The sequence below is a fragment of the Winslowiella toletana genome (assembly GCF_017875465.1).
In the GTDB taxonomy this organism is placed as follows: Bacteria; Pseudomonadota; Gammaproteobacteria; order Enterobacterales; family Enterobacteriaceae; genus Erwinia; species Erwinia toletana.
Window position 1 is genome coordinate 4,755,813 of sequence record NZ_JAGGMQ010000001.1, and the last position, 18,847, is coordinate 4,774,659.

Here is an 18,847-nt window from a genome sequence, read left to right on the forward strand (position 1 = left end):
AGATTTTCCCGCTTCGTCACTCACTACGATAGAAGAAAACCTTTCCGACGCGTACCTGCTATCTGTGGATAAGCACAATTTGTGACTTTCAATCGTTAATTTTATTTACGTTTTGCCCGGGACTTTTCTGTCTGTGCAAAGGAGGATGCAGCTGAAGGCCCATTAGCGCTATTGATTGTCATAATTTGTTGTTATAGGATGCGCAAACTGCCACTTAATAATGGCTTAACAAAATGAAAATCCATTTAGCTGCTGACTATGATATTAGTGCAGCATTTTATCCTATTTACACCCTGACGGGTCAGTTGACTGCCGTGGAACTTATCTCGTGGTTCTCGCATGAAACGGCTAATGTGGCGATCCCGGTTGAGATGCTGATTGCGCAGCTTACCTTTGAGCAACGCATCGCACTGCTGCAAAGCCAAATTAGTTTAGTAGAAAAACATTATGATTTCTTTAGTCATCATGATCTGCATGTCGCTATTAATATTGACGAAATGATCGCCCAGGCGATTTTAGATAGCGAGTTCCTTTTACACAAAATGGGGTTGTTGGATTGTCTCGAACTGGAAATTAATGAAAGCTTCGCGAATTTATCGGAAGGCAGAGATAATCCTTTGCTGACGGCGTTAAGCGATCAGTTTTATCTTAGTCTGCAAAATTTTGGTGCGGGTAAAGCCACACCAAAAGCGGTTTATGACAACCTTTTTTACCGGGTGAAATTAGATAAGACTTTTATTCAGCACAATATCAGGCGTCTCTCTTTTGCACCTTTTATAAATGCTGTGTTGAATAATATTGCTCCGCACTGTCAGCAGATCATTGTTCAGGGCGTTGATGATGCAAATGGGCTGGAAGAGATCAGCAAGTACCCTTTTTCCGGCATCCAGAGTGCATTGTTTCCGGCAGTAGATGAAGCATCGCTGGGCGCATTAATTCGGCCACCAAAAGAGCTTTCGGATTTCTACGGTTAGAAAAGCCGGTTCACCCCCTGTCTATTGAAGCAGGCAGGGGGTAAACTGAAAAAATTGGGCCAGTGAAAGCATCATTTCCTGTCTGATTTTTATCAGAAATTGCCTCGATTTTTGCTTTTAAGGAGGCTGCATGCAGTTCAATAATAGCTGGTTTAATGAGCTACCCGGCTTCTATAGCGCACTTAACCCCACCCCATTAAAAAATCCGCGTCTGCTGTATTACAGCCACTCTGTTGCGCAACTGCTGGGCCTCGATGACAGCTGGTTTAGCGCGGATAAAGCCACCCTGTGGAGCGGTGAAACCCTGCTGCCAGGGATGCAGCCGCTGGCGCAGGTCTACAGCGGCCATCAGTTTGGCGTCTGGGCCGGACAGCTGGGCGACGGGCGCGGTATTCTGCTCGGCGAACAGCAGCTTGCCGATGGTCGTAAATTTGACTGGCATCTGAAGGGAGCCGGACTGACGCCTTATTCGCGGATGGGCGATGGTCGCGCAGTTCTGCGCTCCACGCTGCGCGAATTTCTTGCCTCCGAGGCGATGCATCATCTCGGCGTACCGACCTCACGCGCGTTAACCGTGGTGACCAGCGATGAACCGGTATACCGCGAAACCACCGAGCGCGGCGCGATGCTGCTGCGCGTGGCGGAAAGCCATGTGCGGTTTGGCCATTTTGAACACTTCTTCTATAACGGCCAGCAGGAAAAACTGCAACAGCTGGCTGACTATGTGATTGCCCATCACTGGCCCGCGCTGGTCGGCGCTGCTGATGTATATCTGCAGTGGTTTACCGACGTGGTAAAACGCACCGCGCGGCTGATTGCCCACTGGCAAAGCATTGGTTTTGCCCATGGCGTAATGAATACCGACAATATGTCGATTCTCGGTATTACGCTGGACTATGGTCCTTATGGCTTCCTTGACGACTATCAGCCGGACTTTATCTGCAATCATTCCGATCATCAGGGACGCTACGCCTTTGATAATCAGCCGGTGGTGGGGCTGTGGAATCTTAACCGTCTGGCGCACGCGCTTTCCGGGTTGATGAGCAGCGAACAGCTGAAACAAGCGCTGGCGGAATATGAACCCGAGCTGATGCGCAGCTGGGGCAGCAAGATGCGCGCTAAACTGGGGCTGCTTACCGAGGATAAAGGCGATAACGATATTCTGACCGGTTTGTTATCCCTGATGACCAACGAGGGCAGTGACTATACGCGCACCTTCCGCCTGTTAAGTGCGACGCAACAGGATGAGAGCCGTTCACCACTGCGCGATGAATTTATTGACCGTGACGCCTTTGACCGCTGGTACAACGACTATCGCCAGCGGCTGCAGCGCGATCAAAGCAGTGATGAGGTGCGACAGCGGCTGATGAAGTCGGTTAACCCGGCGATTATCCTGCGTAACTACCTGGCCCAGCAGGCGATTGAACGGGCGGAACAGGATGATATCAGCGTGCTGACGCGGCTGCACCAGGCGCTGGCCCGTCCGTTTGACGATGCGCCTGAGTTTGCCGATCTGGCGCAACGCCCGCCAGACTGGGGGAAAAAAGTTGAGGTCAGCTGCTCCAGTTAACGGCGCAGCGCAATCTGCGGTACGGCCTCACTGGCATGGGGAAGTACCTGCAGATCGGCCCGATACCAGCGCGTCAGTGTCGCTTCGGTCATCACTTCCGCCGGCGTTCCGCTGGCCACCAGACTGCCCTGATGCAGTAGCAACATCCGATCCGACCACAGCGCCGCCAGATTAAGATCGTGCAGCACGCAGCATACTGTCAGTTTGCTCTGACGCGTCAGCTGGTGCAGTAAACGTAAAGCATGTTGCTGATGATAAAGATCCAGCGCCGAGGTTGGTTCATCAAGAAACAGCCAGCCCTGGGGGCCGTCCTGTTGCCATAACTGCGCCAGCGCGCGCGCTAACTGCACCCGCTGCTGTTCACCACCTGACAGCTGACGATAATCACGTTTTGCCAGTGCTTCACAGCCGGTTAACGCCATCACTTCTCTGACCACCGGCATCACCGGTTGTTGCGGCCAGGGCGCGCGGCCCATGGCAATCACATCCTGCACGGGTAGCGGAAATACCAGCGTACTCTGCTGGCGCATCACCGCGCGCTGGCGCGACAGCTGCTGTTGCGACCAGTCAGTCAGCGCGAGGCCATGCAGCTGGCAATAACCCGCCGAAGGGGGCAGGTAGCCGGTTAGCAGGCGCAGCAACGTCGATTTACCGGCGCCGTTTGGACCGATCAGCGACACCATCTCCCCGGCGTGCATCTGCAGTGAAACCGACTCAATCAACCGGCGGCCACCCACAATGTAACTCAGGCCATACGCCTGTAACAGATTATCCACGATTGCCTGCCTGACGGCGCAAGATTAACCAGAGAAACCACGGACCACCGAGCAGACTGGTCAGCAGACCCACCGGCATTTCAGCCGGCGCCACCAGCGTGCGCGCCAGCGTATCGGCAATCAGTAACAGAATCGCGCCCGCCAGCAGCGAACCGGGCAGCATCCAGCGGTGATCGGCGCCGAGGCAGATACGCATCAGATGCGGCACCACCAGGCCAATAAAACCAATCACGCCACTGATCGCCACCGCCGCCGCGACCAGCAGGGCGCTGAGGATCATCAGATGGCGCTGGGTGCGCTGCACATCGACACCCAGGTAGTGCGCTTCCTCTTCGCCAAACTGCAACAGATTAAGACGCGATGCGCGCCACTGGATCAGTAGTGCCGCCGGGATAATCAGTGAGGCGCAGGCCAGCACTGTTGACCACTGCGCCTGACCGAGACTGCCCATGCCCCAGAGCGACAACTGACGTAACTGCTGATCGTTACTGATCCACGAGAACACGCCCACCGCTGCACCACACAGGGCATTGATCGCGATCCCCACCAGCAGCAGACGTGACAATCCGGTCTGTCCGAGGCGGCTGAGGGTGAAGATCACCAGCGTAATCGCCAGACTGCCGATAAACGCCGCCAGCATCGGCACATACAGCGCCAGCATTGCCGGTAACGCCAGCGGCAGCACCACCGAAACAGCCACCGCCAGCGCCGCGCCGCTGCTGATCCCCAGCAGGCCAGGATCGGCCAGTGGATTGCGAAACAGCCCCTGCATCACCGCCCCTGACAGCGCCAGCGCGGCGCCGACCAGCATTGCCAGCAATACTCGCGGCAGACGGATATTCCACCAAATCTGCCACAGCATACTGTCATGCGGTGCGCGCCAGACCATCGGCAATGACAGGCGCATGGCACCCAGGTTAGCGGCCAGTACCGCCAGCAGCAGCAGGCTAATCAGCATCACCGCCAGCCAGCGCAGGGGAAAACGAACGATCATCTGGCTACCGCTTCCGCTGCCTTACGCAATTTAACAATCGCACCCGGCGTATCAAGACCAAAACCGAGCAGCGCCATATCATCCACCACCAGCAACTGCTTATTTTTACCGGCTGGCGTCATCGCCAGACCTGGCAGTTTCCACAGATTCTCCTCACTGCCGATCTTATCCATCCCGGAGACGCTGACCACTACCAGATCGGGGGCACTGGCAATCACCCCTTCCTGTGACAGCGGCTGATAACGCTGGATATTGCCCATCGCATTCTGCACCCCGGCGGCGCTAAAGGCTGCATCGGCGGCGGTATTACGTCCGGCCGCCATCGCAGTCATACCGCTATGGGCCAGAATAAACAGCGCTTTTACCGGCAACGGTTGTGCAGGCAGCGCTGACAGTTGTTTATCAATGCGCTGTTGCAGATTCTTACCGGCGTCCTGACGCTGTAGCGCCGTGGCGATAGTGGCAATTTTACTGTCGATAGCCTTCAGATCGGTGGCGCCGGTGATCGTCACCACTTTGACGCCAGCTTGCTCTACCTGTTGCAGAACCAGCGAGGGCTTCGCCAGCTCGCTGGCCAGCACCAGCGTGGGTTTCAGCGCCAGAATACCTTCGGTATTCAGCTGACGCATATAACCGACATCGGGCAGTTTAGTGACCTGCGCCGGATGCAGGCTGGTGCTGTCGCGACCTACCAGATCCTGCTGCGCATCGAGAGCATAAATAATCTGTGTAACGTCACCGCCAATCGATACCACGCGTCCGGCGGCCAGTGCGGAAAGTGGCAGGGCGATCAGCGCTATCAGCCAGCGTTTCATGCGCTTACTCCTTCGCCGCTTAACGCCGCCAGCTGCTGGCGCCACTGCATCTGCTCCGGCTGGCCTTCAGTACGCTGACCATACAGTTGCGCAATTTGCGTGCCGTCGGCGGCAAACAGTTCGAGGCTGGTGACCATGCCGTCGGCGGTTGGCTTGCGGGTGATCCAGCTTTCAGCGATAGCATCTTCAGTCAGGTGCAGGGTAAAGTGCGGATTAAAGATATTCAGCCAGTTGTCCATTGGCACAAGCTTTTCAACCGTGCCGGTAAAGATCTGCACGCAGCCGCGGTTGCCGACAAAAATCATAATCTCATTGCCGTCGCTTTTCGCGGCCTCCAGCAGCTGGCGCAGGGCGTGATTGCCGACGCGGATCGCCAGATCCTCAGGCACTGCATGAAATGCCTGCTGACGACTGATATTGTGTCGTTTCAGCAGACGGAAGAACTGATGAACATCGGTCATCGCCCGCCATTCGTTTTCAATCAATGCGGCATCCGGCGCAGCGCTTTGCGTCACGGCGACAAGCGGCGTCACGCTCAGTGCGCCAGCAGCGGGCTGCGCAAAACGGGCAATCAGCGCATCCCATGCGGCAAAATCAGTCTGCTCAGTGGTGTACACTTTCAGTACCGCATCACCGTGCGCATCAAAGAACTGCAGGCTCTGGCGCTCGCCGCGTGGACTTTGCTCTTTCAGCGCAAAGGCGCTGTGCCAGCTATTGACGAACAGACGCAGATCCAGCGCGCGCGGGTTCAGCACCAATCCGGCATGATCACCGATATTCAGATTGGTATAGTGGCCGATATGTTCATGCACGGCGTACTCGTTACGGGTGATGGATTTGGTTTCCCCCACGGCTTCCAGCGCCTGCAAAATCTCGCGCATTTCATTACGTAACTGCTGCGCATCATAACCGACGCGGGCATGAGTCAGTTCTGCTTCGCTAATTGCCATGTCGCGCGCCAGATCGCGGGCATATTTCTTCGGTTGCGCCGCCTTCAGATCCTGATATTGCTGATAAAGTGTAGTCATAAGTTGCTTCCTGTTTTAAATGCCCCTGCGGCTGCTGGCAGGGGGCAATCATTACCATTGATAACTGACGAAGACCTTTCCGTTGATCCCATCTTGTGGAATGCCCTGCGAAGAGTAGTACTCTTTATCAAAGGCGTTGCCGAGTACCAGCGTGGTGGCAATGCCCTTGTAGCGATCCTGCCCCTGGTAGCGCAGATAGAAATCGTTCACCGCATAACCCGGCTGGCTGGCGTACTGGGCGCTGATATGGCTGGATCGCTCAGCAAAGGTGCCGACCCAGCCGACGGAGAACGGACTCTGCGCCAGCGGAATATCGACCATACTGGTGACGGTGTCCGGATTGAGGCTGGAGATCCACTCGCCGCTATTGCTGTCTTTGCCGCGCGTACGGTTATAAGCCAGATTCCAGCTAAACAGCGGGTGGTTATATTTCAGATTCATATCCCAGCCCCAGATTTTGGCCTCTGGCAGGTTGGTGTTATACGTGGTGCCCGCCGGGAAATTCACTTCCGGATAGATATAGTCTTTCGCCCGGGTGTCAAAGTAGCTGGCTTTAAACTCAACATCATCACGCGCCGTCAGCAGATCGTCGAAACGCAATCCGAAGCCCGCCTCACGTGTGGCGTTGGTTTCCGGACGCAGGTTGGGATTGGGCACCCAGCGATTAACGTAACCTGGGAATGAAAAGTGCACACTGTCGTTATACAGTTCGCCCATGGTCGGGGCGCGGAACGCCTGGGCATATGAACTAAACAGCATCAGCCAGTCAGCAGGCGTGACCGACAACGCGGCGCGTGATGACCATTTATCCGCATCGACATCGGCATGACCGGCGCTGCTGCCGCTATAGCTGTCGAAGCGACTGCCCAGCAGCAGGGTAACCGGCAGATCGCGCAGGGTGATTTCATCCTGCAACCAGCCGGAGGCGAAGTCGATTTTCGCCTGCGGGAAACTGGTGGCGTTACCGCCCGGCTGCTGCTCCTGACGATAATATTCCCCCCCGTACGTCAGCTGATTCGCGGCAATACTGTCGCTGAACAGGCGGCTGTGGTTGTCCAGTTTCAGCCCTTTGGTGGTCTGCTGGCGCGAATCGCTGCCGGTTTCCCGCGTACCGGCATTAATACGTGTCTCTGACCAGTAACCGCTGACGCTGGCATCCAGCCAGGGGTTATCGGCCGGCTCGAGATGGTAACCCAGCTGCATATCGCGCTGAATGGTGGAGCGGTCAGTCATCGGGTTACTGACGCCCGGCTGACTCGCCTGCGGATTGCGTGGCTCCTGTGCGTTGTTATTGTAATAACGCAGACTGCCATTCAGGGTTTGCGCCTGATCCAGTTGCCAGTGACCTTTCGCCAGTAAATTGCTGATGCTTTCATCATTAGGCGCGGCGTCGCCGCTGCTCTGGCGAATATCACCGCGGTCGCGTGAACTCCACGCCAGTACGCCGTCGAGATCGTCGCTGCGCGCAAAGGCGCTGGCACCAAGTCCGAGGCTGTGATCGCCGCTGGCGCCGGTAGCAAACACCCGGTAACCACTGTTTTTTCCCGGCGCCAGCAGGTCGGCGGCATCAACGGTGTCAAAGGCGATCACCCCGCCAAGCGCGCCGCTGCCATACAGCAACGCCGCCGGGCCACGCACCACTTCTACACGTTTAATCAGCGCCGGATCGAGAAACACGCTGTTCAGGTGGCCGGTATCAGTTCCCTGCCGCACGCCGTCCACCAGCGTCAGCACGCCGCGCCGGTCATAACCGCGCATACTCAGATCCTGGCCGTTAGTGCGGCCGCTACCACTGACGGTGATACCGGGCACGCGACGTACCATATCGGCTGCGGAGGAGGCGGTTCTGGCTGAGGGCGCATCGCCGTCAATCACTGTCACCATCATCGGCGCTTCAAAAGTGCTGCGTGGTGTGCCAGTCGCTACCACTGTCATTTGTTCGGTTTTTTTGCGGGTGCTGTTTTCTTCACTGGTGTCAGTCACAGCCTGCGCGAAACAGGGCAAGCTACAGGTAATAGCCAGAGTCAGGCGCGACAGGCGCAGTCCGGCTGAAGGTAAGTTAAGCATCAGTGCAACTCTCCATATTGTACTTTATGCAGGAATTTGCTGGCTGGGTACCACGTAACCCCAGCTGGCGGTTGATAAATTTATTCGTGGGTAAGATCACCGCTCCGTAAACCCACCTGTTTAGTAATGCTAATTGTTTTCACAATGATAATCATTATCAACAAATGTTTCATTCAGGCAAGAACAAAATGTTAAAGGAGACGTGATGAAAGGAAGGAAATGTGAAATTGTGCAGTAGCGCTGGCCCTGACGGGCCAGCGCAGAAGATCAGAAACGACTGTCGACGGCATCCGCCAGCAAGGCCAGCACCGCTTCGCTGTCATCCCAGCCAAGGCAGGGATCGGTAATGGACTGACCGTAGGTCAGCGGCTGACCGGCAATCACTTTCTGCGTGCCTTCCTGCAGGAAGCTTTCAATCATCACCCCGGCAATGGCGTGGGAGCCGTCGCGGATCTGCCGGGCTACCGAAGCGGCGACATCCTTCTGACGGTGATGCTGCTTCAGGCAGTTGGCATGGCTGAAATCAATCACCAGCTGTTCAGGCAGATTAAATTCGCGCAGGCTGGCCGCCGCTGCCGCGATATCATCCGGGTGATAGTTGGGCTGTTTGCCGCCGCGCATAATAATATGCCCTGACGGGTTGCCGCTGGTCTGGTAGATGGTCATCTGCCCCTGTTTATCGGCAGATAAAAACATATGGCTGGCGCGCGCTGCGCGAATGGCATCGACCGCAATCTGTGTGTTGCCATCGGTACCGTTTTTAAAGCCGACCGGGCAGGAGAGCGCGGAGGCCATTTCCCGGTGAATCTGACTTTCCGTCGTGCGCGCGCCAATCGCGCCCCAGCTAATCAGGTCAGAAATAAACTGGCCGATCACCATATCAAGAAATTCAGTGGCGGTTGGCATGCCGAGCGCATTGATATCCAGCAGCAGCTTACGGGCAATTTCCAGCCCCTGATTTACGCGGAAACTACCATCAAGGTGCGGATCGGAGATCAGGCCTTTCCAGCCAACTACCGTACGGGGTTTTTCAAAGTAGGTGCGCATCACAATTTCAAGACGATGCTGATGCTTTACCCGCAGGGCGTTCAGTCGCTGCGCATACTCAACTGCAGCGACCGGATCATGCAGCGAGCAGGGGCCAATCACCACCAGCAGGCGTTTATCCTCGCCAGACAGGATACGCGCAATGCGCTTGCGTGACGCTGTCACGTTTTCTGCAATCGCCGCAGTAATCGGATGTCTGGAAGCCAGCTGTTCAGGCGTAATCAGACTCTCGATGCGCGCGGTTCGCAGTTCATCTGTTTTGTTCATTTAATTCTCTGAAATTTTTTCTTCGCAGCGGCAGAAGTGCCGGGAAGTGATGGTGATCACAATAGAGCAAATAACGATGAATTCAAACCGCAGGGATAGTAAAACGCGCTTTCTGACACAAATTGCCGCATAAAAAGCCGCCCTGATCGCTGGCGGCGCAGATAAAAGCAGCACTTCAGTACATATGACGGTTCAGACCCATAATATCGAGGATTTTTGTCGCGATCTCTTCGACCGAATAGTTAGTGCTGTTCAGATAGCGAATTTGCTGCGTACGGAACAGGGCTTCCACCTCACCGACTTCCATCCGGCACTGCCGCATTGAGGCGTAACGGGTGTTTTCCGCGCGCTCCTGACGGATTGCCGCCAGACGCTCGGGATCAATGGTCAGTCCGAACAGCTTCTGCTGATGCGCTTTTAGCGCGGGTGGCAGTTTCAGATTATCCATATCATCTGCGATAAACGGATAGTTTGCCGCACGTACGCCAAACTGCATTGCCAGGTAGAGGCTGGTGGGGGTTTTACCGCAGCGTGAAACGCCTAACAGAATCACCTGAGCGTCTTCCAGACCGCGCAATGAGATACCGTCATCATGGGCCAGCGCGTAATCAATCGCTGCAATGCGCGCATCGTACTTACCAAGATTATTGGCCGTCAGACCATGGGTACGGTGGGCTACCGGCGCGGGCGCCATCCCCAGCTCCTGCTGCAGCGGGGCAACCAGTGACTGCACGATATCCTGACAAAAACCGTCGCTTTGCATAATAATTTCGCGCACATCCGGCGTCACAATCGAAAAGAACACCAGTGGGCGGATGCCGCTTTGCTGATAGATGGCATTGATCTGGCCTTTCACCGCCTGCGCACGCTGCACATTTTCCACAAAGGGCAGCGTCACGCTATTCATTCCCACCGGGAACTGCGACATCACCGCATGGCCGAGCACTTCCGCGGTAATGGCGGTGCCGTCAGAGATGTAAAAAACACTTCGTTCGCCCGCTATGTCCATTTTATCTCCTGAGCTGTGCTTTTTGTTAAGAGTGAATGCGCCGGTTCAGGCGGTGCTTATAGTGATTATGCTGGTGAACTGAAATAAATCATTCAAAACCAGGAAATGAAAACTCCGTTTTTATCAGATTCGACTGAAAAGGGAAACATAACAAAATGAAATGACGTTTCTGTTCTTTTACCACAGTGTAGCGCGTAACTGGTGACGGAAGGGTTATTTCCGCCATCATTCCGTTGCGCAAATAAAATAGCCCATTTCTTACTGAATCTGTTAACAGCTGTATGATTTTAAAGTATTTATGTTGATATTAACGCGTTGCGCAACAAAATAAATAAGCGCGGAGTTTTCTTAAAATCGCATTTTTTGCCTGCTTGAACGATTCACCTCTTTCTCTTTGTTAAATGAATGTGCCAGGCTGAGGATGCGTTATCAGCGCGTTTAAATGCTTTTTAGTACCCCCCATTTAAATCTGAAAAGGATTGCTTCAATGTCCAATATAGGCGAAGTGCCGTTAGTACTCTGGTACAACCAGCTCGGCATGAATGATGTTGATCGGGTGGGAGGCAAAAATGCTTCTCTGGGTGAAATGATTACCAATCTGTCCTCACTGGGTGTGTCAGTGCCAAATGGCTTTGCCACCACCTCCGATGCTTTCAACCAATTCCTTGACCAAAGCGGCGTTAATCAGCGCATCTATGAGCTGCTGGATAAGACCGATATTGATGATATTGATGAACTGGCGAAAGCCGGTAAACAGATTCGCCAGTGGATCATTGAAACCCCGTTCCAGCCCGAACTGGAGCAGGCGATCCTGACGGCTTATCAGCAGCTCTCCAGCGATGATGCCGACGCCTCATTTGCGGTGCGTTCTTCTGCGACCGCAGAAGATATGCCCGATGCTTCGTTTGCCGGTCAGCAGGAAACCTTCCTTAATGTGCAGGGCATCGATGCGGTGATGGTGGCGGTAAAACACGTCTATGCCTCGCTGTTTAACGATCGCGCCATCTCTTACCGTGTGCATCAGGGCTATGATCATCGCGGCGTGGCGCTGTCAGCTGGCGTTCAGCGTATGGTGCGTTCGGATCTCGCCTCTTCAGGCGTAATGTTTACCATTGATACCGAATCCGGTTTTGATCAGGTGGTGTTTATCACCGCTGCGTTTGGTCTCGGTGAAATGGTGGTGCAGGGGGCGGTTAATCCTGATGAGTTCTATGTGCATAAACCGACGCTGGCGGCTAACCGTCCGTCAATTGTGCGCCGCAATATGGGCTCAAAAAAAATCCGTATGGTGTACGCCGACTCAAAAGAGCATGGCGAACAGGTGCGGATTGAAGATGTGCCGCAGGACGATCGCGACCGCTTCTCGCTGACCGATGACGAAGTGCAGGCGCTGGCGCGACAGGCAGTGCAGATTGAGCAGCACTACCAGCGTCCAATGGATATCGAATGGGCGAAGGATGGTCATACCGGCAAACTGTTTATCGTGCAGGCGCGTCCGGAAACCGTGCGTTCGAACGGACAGGTGATGGAGCGCTACTCGCTGCAGGGCAAAGGCAAAGTGGTGATCGAAGGCCGTGCCATCGGTCATCGCATCGGTGCCGGTGAAGTGAAGGTGATTCACGATATCAGCGAAATGAACCGCATTGAAAAAGGCGATGTGCTGGTCACTGATATGACCGACCCGGACTGGGAACCGATCATGAAAAAAGCGTCGGCGATTGTCACCAACCGTGGTGGGCGTACCTGTCATGCGGCGATTATCGCCCGTGAACTGGGGATCCCGGCGGTGGTGGGCTGCGGTGACGCCACAGAGCGACTGCAAGAGGGCCATAAAGTGACGGTCTCCTGCGCCGAAGGCGATACCGGCTATGTGTATGACGAGCTGCTCGACTTTGATATCACCAGTTCGCAGGTCGATGAACTTCCCGCGCTGCCGCTGAAAATTATGATGAACGTCGGTAATCCGGATCGTGCTTTTGACTTCGCCTGTCTGCCAAATGAAGGCGTTGGCCTGGCGCGTCTGGAGTTTATTATCAACCGTATGATCGGCGTGCATCCAAAGGCATTACTGGAGTTTGATCAGCAGACGCCGGAACTGCAAAAGCAGATCAAAGCGCTGATGAAAGGTTTTGACGATCCGGTCGAATTCTATATTGGTCGCCTGACTGAAGGGATCGCCACGCTGGGCGCCGCCTTCTCGCCGAAGCGGGTGATTGTCCGTCTGTCTGACTTTAAATCGAATGAGTACGCCAACCTGGTCGGTGGCGAGCGCTACGAACCGCAGGAGGAGAACCCGATGCTGGGCTTCCGTGGCGCCGGTCGTTATGTTGCCGACAGCTTCCGCGACTGTTTCGCGCTGGAGTGCGCGGCAGTAAAACGCGTACGCAATGAAATGGGCCTGACTAACGTCGAGATTATGGTGCCGTTTGTCCGTACCGTGGCGCAGGCCAAAGCGGTAGTGGAAGAGCTGGAGCGGCAGGGACTGAAGCGCGGCGAGAACGGGCTGAAATTAATTATGATGTGTGAGATCCCGTCTAACGCGCTGCTGGCTGAACAGTTCCTGCAATATTTTGACGGCTTCTCGATTGGTTCGAATGATATGACCCAGCTGGCGCTGGGACTGGATCGTGACTCCGGCGTGGTATCCGAACTGTTTGATGAGCGTAACGAGGCGGTGAAAGCACTGCTGTCGATGGCGATTCGTGCAGCGAAGAAACAGGGTAAATATGTCGGTATCTGCGGTCAGGGACCTTCGGACCACGAGGACTTCGCCGCCTGGCTGATGGAAGAGGGTATCGACAGTTTATCTCTGAACCCGGATACCGTGGTGCAGACCTGGTTAAGTCTGGCGCAGATTAAATAAGCCTGATATCTGACCTTTATCCGCAGCGGGAAAAGCGCCACAGTCAATGTGGCGCTTTTTTACTTTTCACTGGTCCTGAAATGATAAATTTGTCAGACGAAAAGTGGTAAAAATAACGGCCAGATGCTGAAAGGATGCACAATAAAATTATTGCCATTAAATCAACAGGATAGAGTGACGGGGCGGGGTGGGTGTTCTGCGCCGGTTCAGACGGCAAGCGGCAAAAAAAAAGCCCATCACATGGGATGGGCAAAGACTACACACAGCAATTCTTTACTTTACTCAGGGTAAAAAGGTTGTTTAAAAATCAGGGGTTTGATCCCGAACATGTGATTCATACTATGCACCATCGCTCCAGGCGTCTTTAAGAATCCTCTTATTAGTTTAAAGGCAATAATCCTTTGTGACACGCCAGGTGCAAATCAGACGACAAAACTGTCTGGAAAGTAATCAATTAAGCAAATTATCAACTGGAAAGGGCAAAATGAGGCTTTTACAGGTAAAAGATACTAATCAAAGTTAATTAAGACGTGACGTGTAAATTTTTCGGCGGCCAGTGGCAACTGGCCGCCTGAGAGGATTACTGTTTATGATCGGACTCTGACGCGGCGGCTTCGTTTTCAATTTCCGCCAGCTCTTCGACCACATCGTGTGGGTCTTCATTGGGCGGCGGCGCTTCATGCATCCACACTGAAACCAGGCGGTAAGAGACGGCCAGCACCACCGGGCCGATAAACAGACCGATCATGCCGAATGCGAACAGACCACCAATCACGCCGGAAAGGATCAGGATCATCGGCAAATCGGCGCCCATGCGGATTAACATCGGTCGCAGCACATTATCCAGCGTACCGACCACGCAGCTCCACACCAGCAGTACGGTGCCCCAGGTGGTGTCGCCGCTCCAGTAGAGCCAGATAATCGCCGGCACCAGCACCGGCAACGGGCCGAGCTGCACCAGACAGAACAGAATCATCAGCACGGTCAACAGGGTGGCGTAAGGGATGCCGGAGATCGCCAGTCCGATTCCCCCCAGCACGCCCTGAACCAGCGCGGTAACGACCACGCCGAGCGCCACGGCGCGTACCGCCTGACCCGCCAGCAACACCGATGCGTCGCCGCGACGGCCAGCCAGACGCCAGGCAAAGTGACGAATGCCATTGCCGACCTGCTCACCACGCCAGTAGAGCAGAATGCTGAACAGCAGCATCAGACCGAGGTGCATCATAAAGCGGCCAAAATGACCGGCCTGCGCGACAAAAAAGCCGGTAGTGCGACCAACATAGGGCTGCACTTTCGCCATCAGCGCTGAACCACCGCCATCAATCAGCTTGTGATAGCTGGCATACAGCTTATCGCCGGCCATCGGGATCTCCTGCAGCCAGCTGAGCCGTGGGATCTGCAGATGGCCGGACGTGGCCCAGGCGATCACCGGCGCGCTGTTATCAATCAGACTGTTGACCAGAATGGCGATCGGAATAATAAACAGCAGCAGTAAAAGCAGCGTCATCGCCAGTACCGCCAGCGAGCGTCGTCCCCACAGCCAGCTCTGAATCTTAATCATTAACGGCCAGGTGGCGATCACCACCATGCTGGCCCAGGCGAAGCCGAGAATAAACGGCTGCACGACCCAAAAACACGCGACGATTAAAATAGTAATAAACATCAGCGTAAACATTATCTGCGGTAAATCCGTACCACGTTGCAGGTTTTTCATACGAAAATTAACACCTCAAAAATTTCCTTCACAGTTGCATTCCATGATGTCAGCCATCAGGGCTACCTGAATAATAATGATGCATAGATTGGGTTTGTGACAGTGGCGTAAAAAAACAGTTTTTACCTTTTCTGAAAAAACGACAGGTCATATAAAAATGTGATAAAACGGATAACTTACAAAATTATACGCAAACGTTTCACTCAACATGCTGGTCACCCGATAATGATCCCACAGATTTCTCAGGCACCTGGCCTCATTCAGCTGGTGCTGACGTTTTTGGAAACTTTACAGCAGCAGGGCTTCACCGGTGATACGGCAACCAGTTATGCCGATCGCCTGACAATGTCGACCGATAACAGTATCTATCAATTGTTGCCCGATGCGGTGCTTTTTCCGCGATCCACCGCTGATGTCGCGCTGATTGCCCGTATTGCCGGTGAAACACGTTTCAGCAGCCTGGTGTTTACCCCCCGCGGCGGCGGCACCGGCACCAATGGCCAGTCGCTGAACCAGGGCATTGTGGTCGATATGTCGCGCCATATGAACCGTATTCTGGAAATTAACCCGGAGCAGGGCTGGGTACGGGTGGAAGCCGGGGTGATTAAAGATCAGCTTAATGCTTACCTGAAACCCTATGGCTACTTCTTTTCACCGGAACTCTCAACCAGTAATCGCGCCACCCTCGGCGGGATGATCAATACCGATGCCTCCGGTCAGGGGTCGCTGGTGTACGGTAAAACCTCCGACCACGTACTGGGCCTGCGAGCGGTGTTGCTGGGCGGCGAGATCCTTGATACGCGTGAAATGCCGGTAGCGCTGGCGGAGAAGCTGGCGCAGGACGCCACGCCAGAAGGCGAGATCTATCGCACGGTACTCGCCAGCTGTCGCGATCAGCGCGCATTGATTGTCGAAAAATTCCCGAAACTGAACCGCTTTTTAACCGGTTACGATCTGCGCCATGTACTGAGTGACGACCTGCAACGTTTTGACCTGACGCGCATCCTGTGTGGTGCCGAAGGGACGCTGGCGTTTATCAGCGAAGCGCGGCTGGATATTACGCCGCTGCCGAAAGTGCGACGGCTGGTCAATATTAAATATGACGCCTTTGATTCGGCGCTGCGCAATGCGCCATTTATGGTAGAGGCCAAAGCGCTGTCGGTGGAAACCGTTGACTCAAAAGTGCTTAATCTGGCGCGCGAAGATATTGTCTGGCATTCGGTGAGTGAACTGATTACCGATGTGGCGGATCAGACCATGCTTGGGCTAAATATTGTCGAATTTGCCGGTGATGATAAGGCGCTGATCGACAGCCAGGTTGAATCACTGTGTGAACGCCTGGAAGGGCTGATGGCGGCGCGCGAGGGCGGAGTGATTGGCTACCAGCTGTGTAACGACCTCGACGGCATTGAGCGCATCTATGCGATGCGTAAAAAAGCGGTCGGTCTGCTGGGCAATGCCAAAGGGCGCGCCAAACCGATTCCGTTTGTCGAAGATACGGCGGTGCCGCCGGATCATCTGGCGGATTACATTGTGGAATTTCGCGCCTTACTCGACAGTCATAACCTGAGTTACGGCATGTTTGGCCATGTCGATGCCGGCGTGCTGCATGTCCGTCCGGCGCTGGATATGTGCGATCCGCAGCAGGAGATGCTGATGAAGCAGATCTCTGATGAGGTGGTGGCGCTGACCGCGCGCTACGGCGGTCTGCTGTGGGGCGAACATGGAAAAGGTTTCCGCGCCGAATACAGTCCGGCGTTCTTTGGCGAGACGCTCTATCATGAGTTACGCCGGATTAAAGCGGCATTTGATCCCGCCAACCGGCTTAATCCGGGCAAAATCTGTGCGCCGCTCGGCGTCGATGATCCGATGATGAAAGTCGATGCGGTGAAGCGTGGCACTTATGATTGCCAGATCCCGGTGAATGTGCGCAGCGACTGGCGCGGCGCCATGGAGTGTAACGGCAACGGCTTATGCTTTAACTTTGATGCGCGCAGTCCGATGTGCCCGTCGATGAAGATTACCCGCAACCGCATTCACTCGCCAAAAGGACGCGCTACGCTGACGCGTGAATGGCTGCGTCTGCTGGCGGAGAAAGGCGTCGATCCACTGCTGCTGGAGAAACAGCTGCCGACCGCCGGTGTCAGCCTGCGTGGCTTGATCGAACGCACCCGCAACAGCTGGCATGCTAAGCAGGGCGAGTATGACTTCTCCCATGAGGTGAAAGAGGCGATGTCGGGCTGTCTGGCCTGTAAAGCCTGTTCCACCCAGTGTCCGATCAAAATTGATGTGCCAGGTTTCCGCTCGCGCTTTTTGCAGCTCTACCATACGCGCTATCTGCGCCCGCTCAGTGATCATCTGGTCGCCAGCGTCGAGAGCTATGCGCCGCTGATGGCGCGTGCGCCGAAGACCTTTAACTTCTTCCTGCGCCAGCCATGGATCCGTGAGCTGAGTAAAAAACATATCGGCATGGTCGATCTGCCGCTGCTCTCGTCACCCAATCTGAAACAGCAGCTGGCCGGGCACGCTGCCGGTAAAGCTACGCTGGAGAGCCTTGAGCTGCTTAGCGCAGAGCAACGGGCGAAAATGGTGCTGGTGGTGCAGGATCCCTTTACCAGTTACTACGAAGCGCAGCTGGTTGCTGATTTTGTGCGCCTGATTGAAAAACTGGGTTATCAGCCGGTATTGCTGCCGTTTTCGCCCAACGGCAAAGCGCAACATATCAAGGGCTTTTTGCAGCGTTTCGCCCGCACTGCGCAGAAGACCGCCGACGTTCTGAATCGCGTCGCCCGTTTGCAGATGCCGATGGTGGGCGTCGATCCGGCGCTGGTGCTCTGCTATCGCGATGAGTACAAAGAGATCCTCGGCGATAAGCGCGGCGACTTCCATGTGCAGCTGGTGCACGAGTGGCTGCAAAATGCGCTTGATCTGCGCGATGCGCCAGAAGCCAGTGGAGAAGCCTGGTATCTGTTTGGTCACTGCACCGAAGTTACCGCGCTGCCGTCAACGCCAGACCAGTGGCAGGGAATTTTCGCCCGTTTTGGTGCCAGGCTGGAAAATATCAGCGTCGGGTGTTGCGGTATGGCGGGAACTTACGGCCATGAGAGCAAAAACCTTGAAAATTCGCTGGGAATTTATGCGCTGTCATGGCATCAGGCGTTGCAGAAATTACCGCGTCAGCGCTGTCTGGCCACCGGTTACTCCTGTCGCAGCCAGGTGAAACGTATTGAGGGCAATGGCATGCGTCATCCACTACAGGCTCTGCTGGAGATGGTGTAAATGGCAATCTGGAAACGTGAAACCACGCTGTTGCAGCTTAATCAGCGCAGCGCTGGCTGTATGGTCGAACATCTTGGCATTCGCTTTACGGCGTTAACCGATGACAGCCTCGCTGCGATGATGCCGGTTGATCATCGCACCACACAGCCGTTTGGCCTGCTGCATGGCGGCGCTTCGGCGGCGCTGGCGGAAACGCTGGGTTCAATGGCGGGTTATCTCTGTACCACCGGGGATGACTATATTGTCGGGCTGGAGATCAATGCCAACCACATTCGTTCGGCGCGTGAAGGCGAAGTGCGTGGCGTCTGTCGGCCGCTGCATCTTGGCCGGTCGCATCAGGTGTGGCAGATTGAGATTTTCGACCAGCAAGACCAGCTGTGCTGCATTTCACGCTTAACCACGTCGGTGATGCAACGGCAATAATCTTGCGCACGGGCGGCG

The 18,847-nt window shown here is 54.9% G+C and carries 13 protein-coding genes and 1 other RNA gene; 5 read left to right on the forward strand and 9 right to left on the reverse strand.

Going from position 1 to position 18,847, the window contains the following annotated elements; all coding sequences use genetic code 11:
• Positions 1-233: 233 nt before the first annotated feature.
• Together J2125_RS22330 and J2125_RS22335 are read left to right on the forward strand one after the other, a co-directional pair.
• Positions 234-974: an EAL domain-containing protein gene (locus J2125_RS22330; protein WP_017802148.1), complete on the forward strand. Its 741-nt coding sequence runs from the start codon at positions 234-236 to the stop codon at positions 972-974.
• Between the two features lie 130 nt (positions 975-1,104).
• Complete coding sequence (locus J2125_RS22335; RefSeq protein ID WP_017802149.1) at positions 1,105-2,544, forward strand: protein adenylyltransferase SelO; 1,440 nt, start codon at positions 1,105-1,107, stop codon at positions 2,542-2,544.
• Here the strand turns inward: J2125_RS22335 and J2125_RS22340 are convergent.
• From J2125_RS22340 to ppsR, 7 genes are all read right to left on the reverse strand, one after another.
• Positions 2,541-3,320 carry a heme ABC transporter ATP-binding protein gene (locus J2125_RS22340; protein ID WP_017802150.1) on the reverse strand — a complete coding sequence of 260 codons (780 nt, stop codon included), beginning with the start codon at positions 3,318-3,320 and terminating at the stop codon, positions 2,541-2,543. The two genes, J2125_RS22335 and J2125_RS22340, sit on opposite strands and share 4 nt — an antisense overlap.
• A complete protein-coding gene (locus J2125_RS22345; RefSeq protein ID WP_209499538.1) occupies positions 3,313-4,314 on the reverse strand; it encodes a FecCD family ABC transporter permease in 1,002 nt (333 codons plus the stop codon). Before J2125_RS22345 ends, J2125_RS22340 begins: the two co-directional genes overlap by 8 nt.
• Entirely contained in the window at positions 4,311-5,129 is an 819-nt protein-coding gene (locus tag J2125_RS22350; RefSeq protein WP_017802152.1) for a heme/hemin ABC transporter substrate-binding protein, read from the reverse strand. Before J2125_RS22350 ends, J2125_RS22345 begins: the two co-directional genes overlap by 4 nt.
• Complete coding sequence (locus tag J2125_RS22355) at positions 5,126-6,157, reverse strand: hemin-degrading factor (protein ID WP_017802153.1); 1,032 nt, start codon at positions 6,155-6,157, stop codon at positions 5,126-5,128. Before J2125_RS22355 ends, J2125_RS22350 begins: the two co-directional genes overlap by 4 nt.
• Positions 6,158-6,208: 51 nt before the next feature.
• Complete coding sequence (locus tag J2125_RS22360; RefSeq protein WP_017802154.1) at positions 6,209-8,224, reverse strand: TonB-dependent hemoglobin/transferrin/lactoferrin family receptor; 2,016 nt, start codon at positions 8,222-8,224, stop codon at positions 6,209-6,211.
• Positions 8,225-8,491: 267 nt separating this feature from the next.
• Positions 8,492-9,538, reverse strand: a complete 1,047-nt coding sequence (locus J2125_RS22365) for a 3-deoxy-7-phosphoheptulonate synthase (protein ID WP_017802155.1) — start codon at positions 9,536-9,538, stop codon at positions 8,492-8,494.
• A gap of 175 nt (positions 9,539-9,713) precedes the next feature.
• The gene (gene ppsR / locus J2125_RS22370; protein ID WP_017802156.1) at positions 9,714-10,547 is read right to left on the reverse strand and encodes a posphoenolpyruvate synthetase regulatory kinase/phosphorylase PpsR; all 834 of its coding nucleotides are present in this window, start codon (positions 10,545-10,547) and stop codon (positions 9,714-9,716) included.
• Between the two features lie 487 nt (positions 10,548-11,034).
• On the opposite strand from ppsR, the gene ppsA reads away from it, so the two are divergent.
• Positions 11,035-13,410, forward strand: coding sequence for a phosphoenolpyruvate synthase (gene ppsA / locus J2125_RS22375; RefSeq protein ID WP_017802157.1), 2,376 nt, complete (start codon positions 11,035-11,037; stop codon positions 13,408-13,410).
• Between the two features lie 221 nt (positions 13,411-13,631).
• Here ppsA and rprA read toward each other — a convergent pair.
• An RNA gene (rprA, locus tag J2125_RS22380) (antisense sRNA RprA) lies at positions 13,632-13,735 on the reverse strand.
• Between the two features lie 255 nt (positions 13,736-13,990).
• A complete protein-coding gene (gene ydiK, locus J2125_RS22385; protein ID WP_017802158.1) occupies positions 13,991-15,127 on the reverse strand; it encodes an AI-2E family transporter YdiK in 1,137 nt (378 codons plus the stop codon).
• A 225-nt stretch (positions 15,128-15,352) separates the two neighbouring features.
• Here ydiK and ydiJ point away from each other — a divergent pair, with 225 nt between their 5' ends.
• Together ydiJ and J2125_RS22395 are read left to right on the forward strand one after the other, a co-directional pair.
• Positions 15,353-18,406: a D-2-hydroxyglutarate dehydrogenase YdiJ gene (gene ydiJ / locus J2125_RS22390; RefSeq protein WP_017802159.1), complete on the forward strand. Its 3,054-nt coding sequence runs from the start codon at positions 15,353-15,355 to the stop codon at positions 18,404-18,406.
• Entirely contained in the window at positions 18,407-18,829 is a 423-nt protein-coding gene (locus tag J2125_RS22395; protein ID WP_017802160.1) for a hotdog fold thioesterase, read from the forward strand. It abuts the gene before it with no gap.
• The last annotated feature ends 18 nt before the right edge of the window (positions 18,830-18,847 follow it).

What these genes read in the sequence shown, in the direction of transcription:
- J2125_RS22330 (WP_017802148.1), top strand. Translation starts at nt 234, where the DNA reads ATGAAAATCCATTTAGCTGCTGACTATGATATTAGTGCAGCATTTTAT.
- J2125_RS22335 (WP_017802149.1), top strand. Translation starts at nt 1,105, where the DNA reads ATGCAGTTCAATAATAGCTGGTTTAATGAGCTACCCGGCTTCTATAGC.
- J2125_RS22345 (WP_209499538.1), bottom strand. Translation starts at nt 4,314, where the DNA reads ATGATCGTTCGTTTTCCCCTGCGCTGGCTGGCGGTGATGCTGATTAGC.
- J2125_RS22350 (WP_017802152.1), bottom strand. Translation starts at nt 5,129, where the DNA reads ATGAAACGCTGGCTGATAGCGCTGATCGCCCTGCCACTTTCCGCACTG.
- J2125_RS22355 (WP_017802153.1), bottom strand. Translation starts at nt 6,157, where the DNA reads ATGACTACACTTTATCAGCAATATCAGGATCTGAAGGCGGCGCAACCG.
- J2125_RS22360 (WP_017802154.1), bottom strand. Translation starts at nt 8,224, where the DNA reads ATGCTTAACTTACCTTCAGCCGGACTGCGCCTGTCGCGCCTGACTCTG.
- J2125_RS22365 (WP_017802155.1), bottom strand. Translation starts at nt 9,538, where the DNA reads ATGAACAAAACAGATGAACTGCGAACCGCGCGCATCGAGAGTCTGATT.
- ppsR (WP_017802156.1), bottom strand. Translation starts at nt 10,547, where the DNA reads ATGGACATAGCGGGCGAACGAAGTGTTTTTTACATCTCTGACGGCACC.
- ppsA (WP_017802157.1), top strand. Translation starts at nt 11,035, where the DNA reads ATGTCCAATATAGGCGAAGTGCCGTTAGTACTCTGGTACAACCAGCTC.
- ydiK (WP_017802158.1), bottom strand. Translation starts at nt 15,127, where the DNA reads ATGAAAAACCTGCAACGTGGTACGGATTTACCGCAGATAATGTTTACG.
- ydiJ (WP_017802159.1), top strand. Translation starts at nt 15,353, where the DNA reads ATGATCCCACAGATTTCTCAGGCACCTGGCCTCATTCAGCTGGTGCTG.
- J2125_RS22395 (WP_017802160.1), top strand. Translation starts at nt 18,407, where the DNA reads ATGGCAATCTGGAAACGTGAAACCACGCTGTTGCAGCTTAATCAGCGC.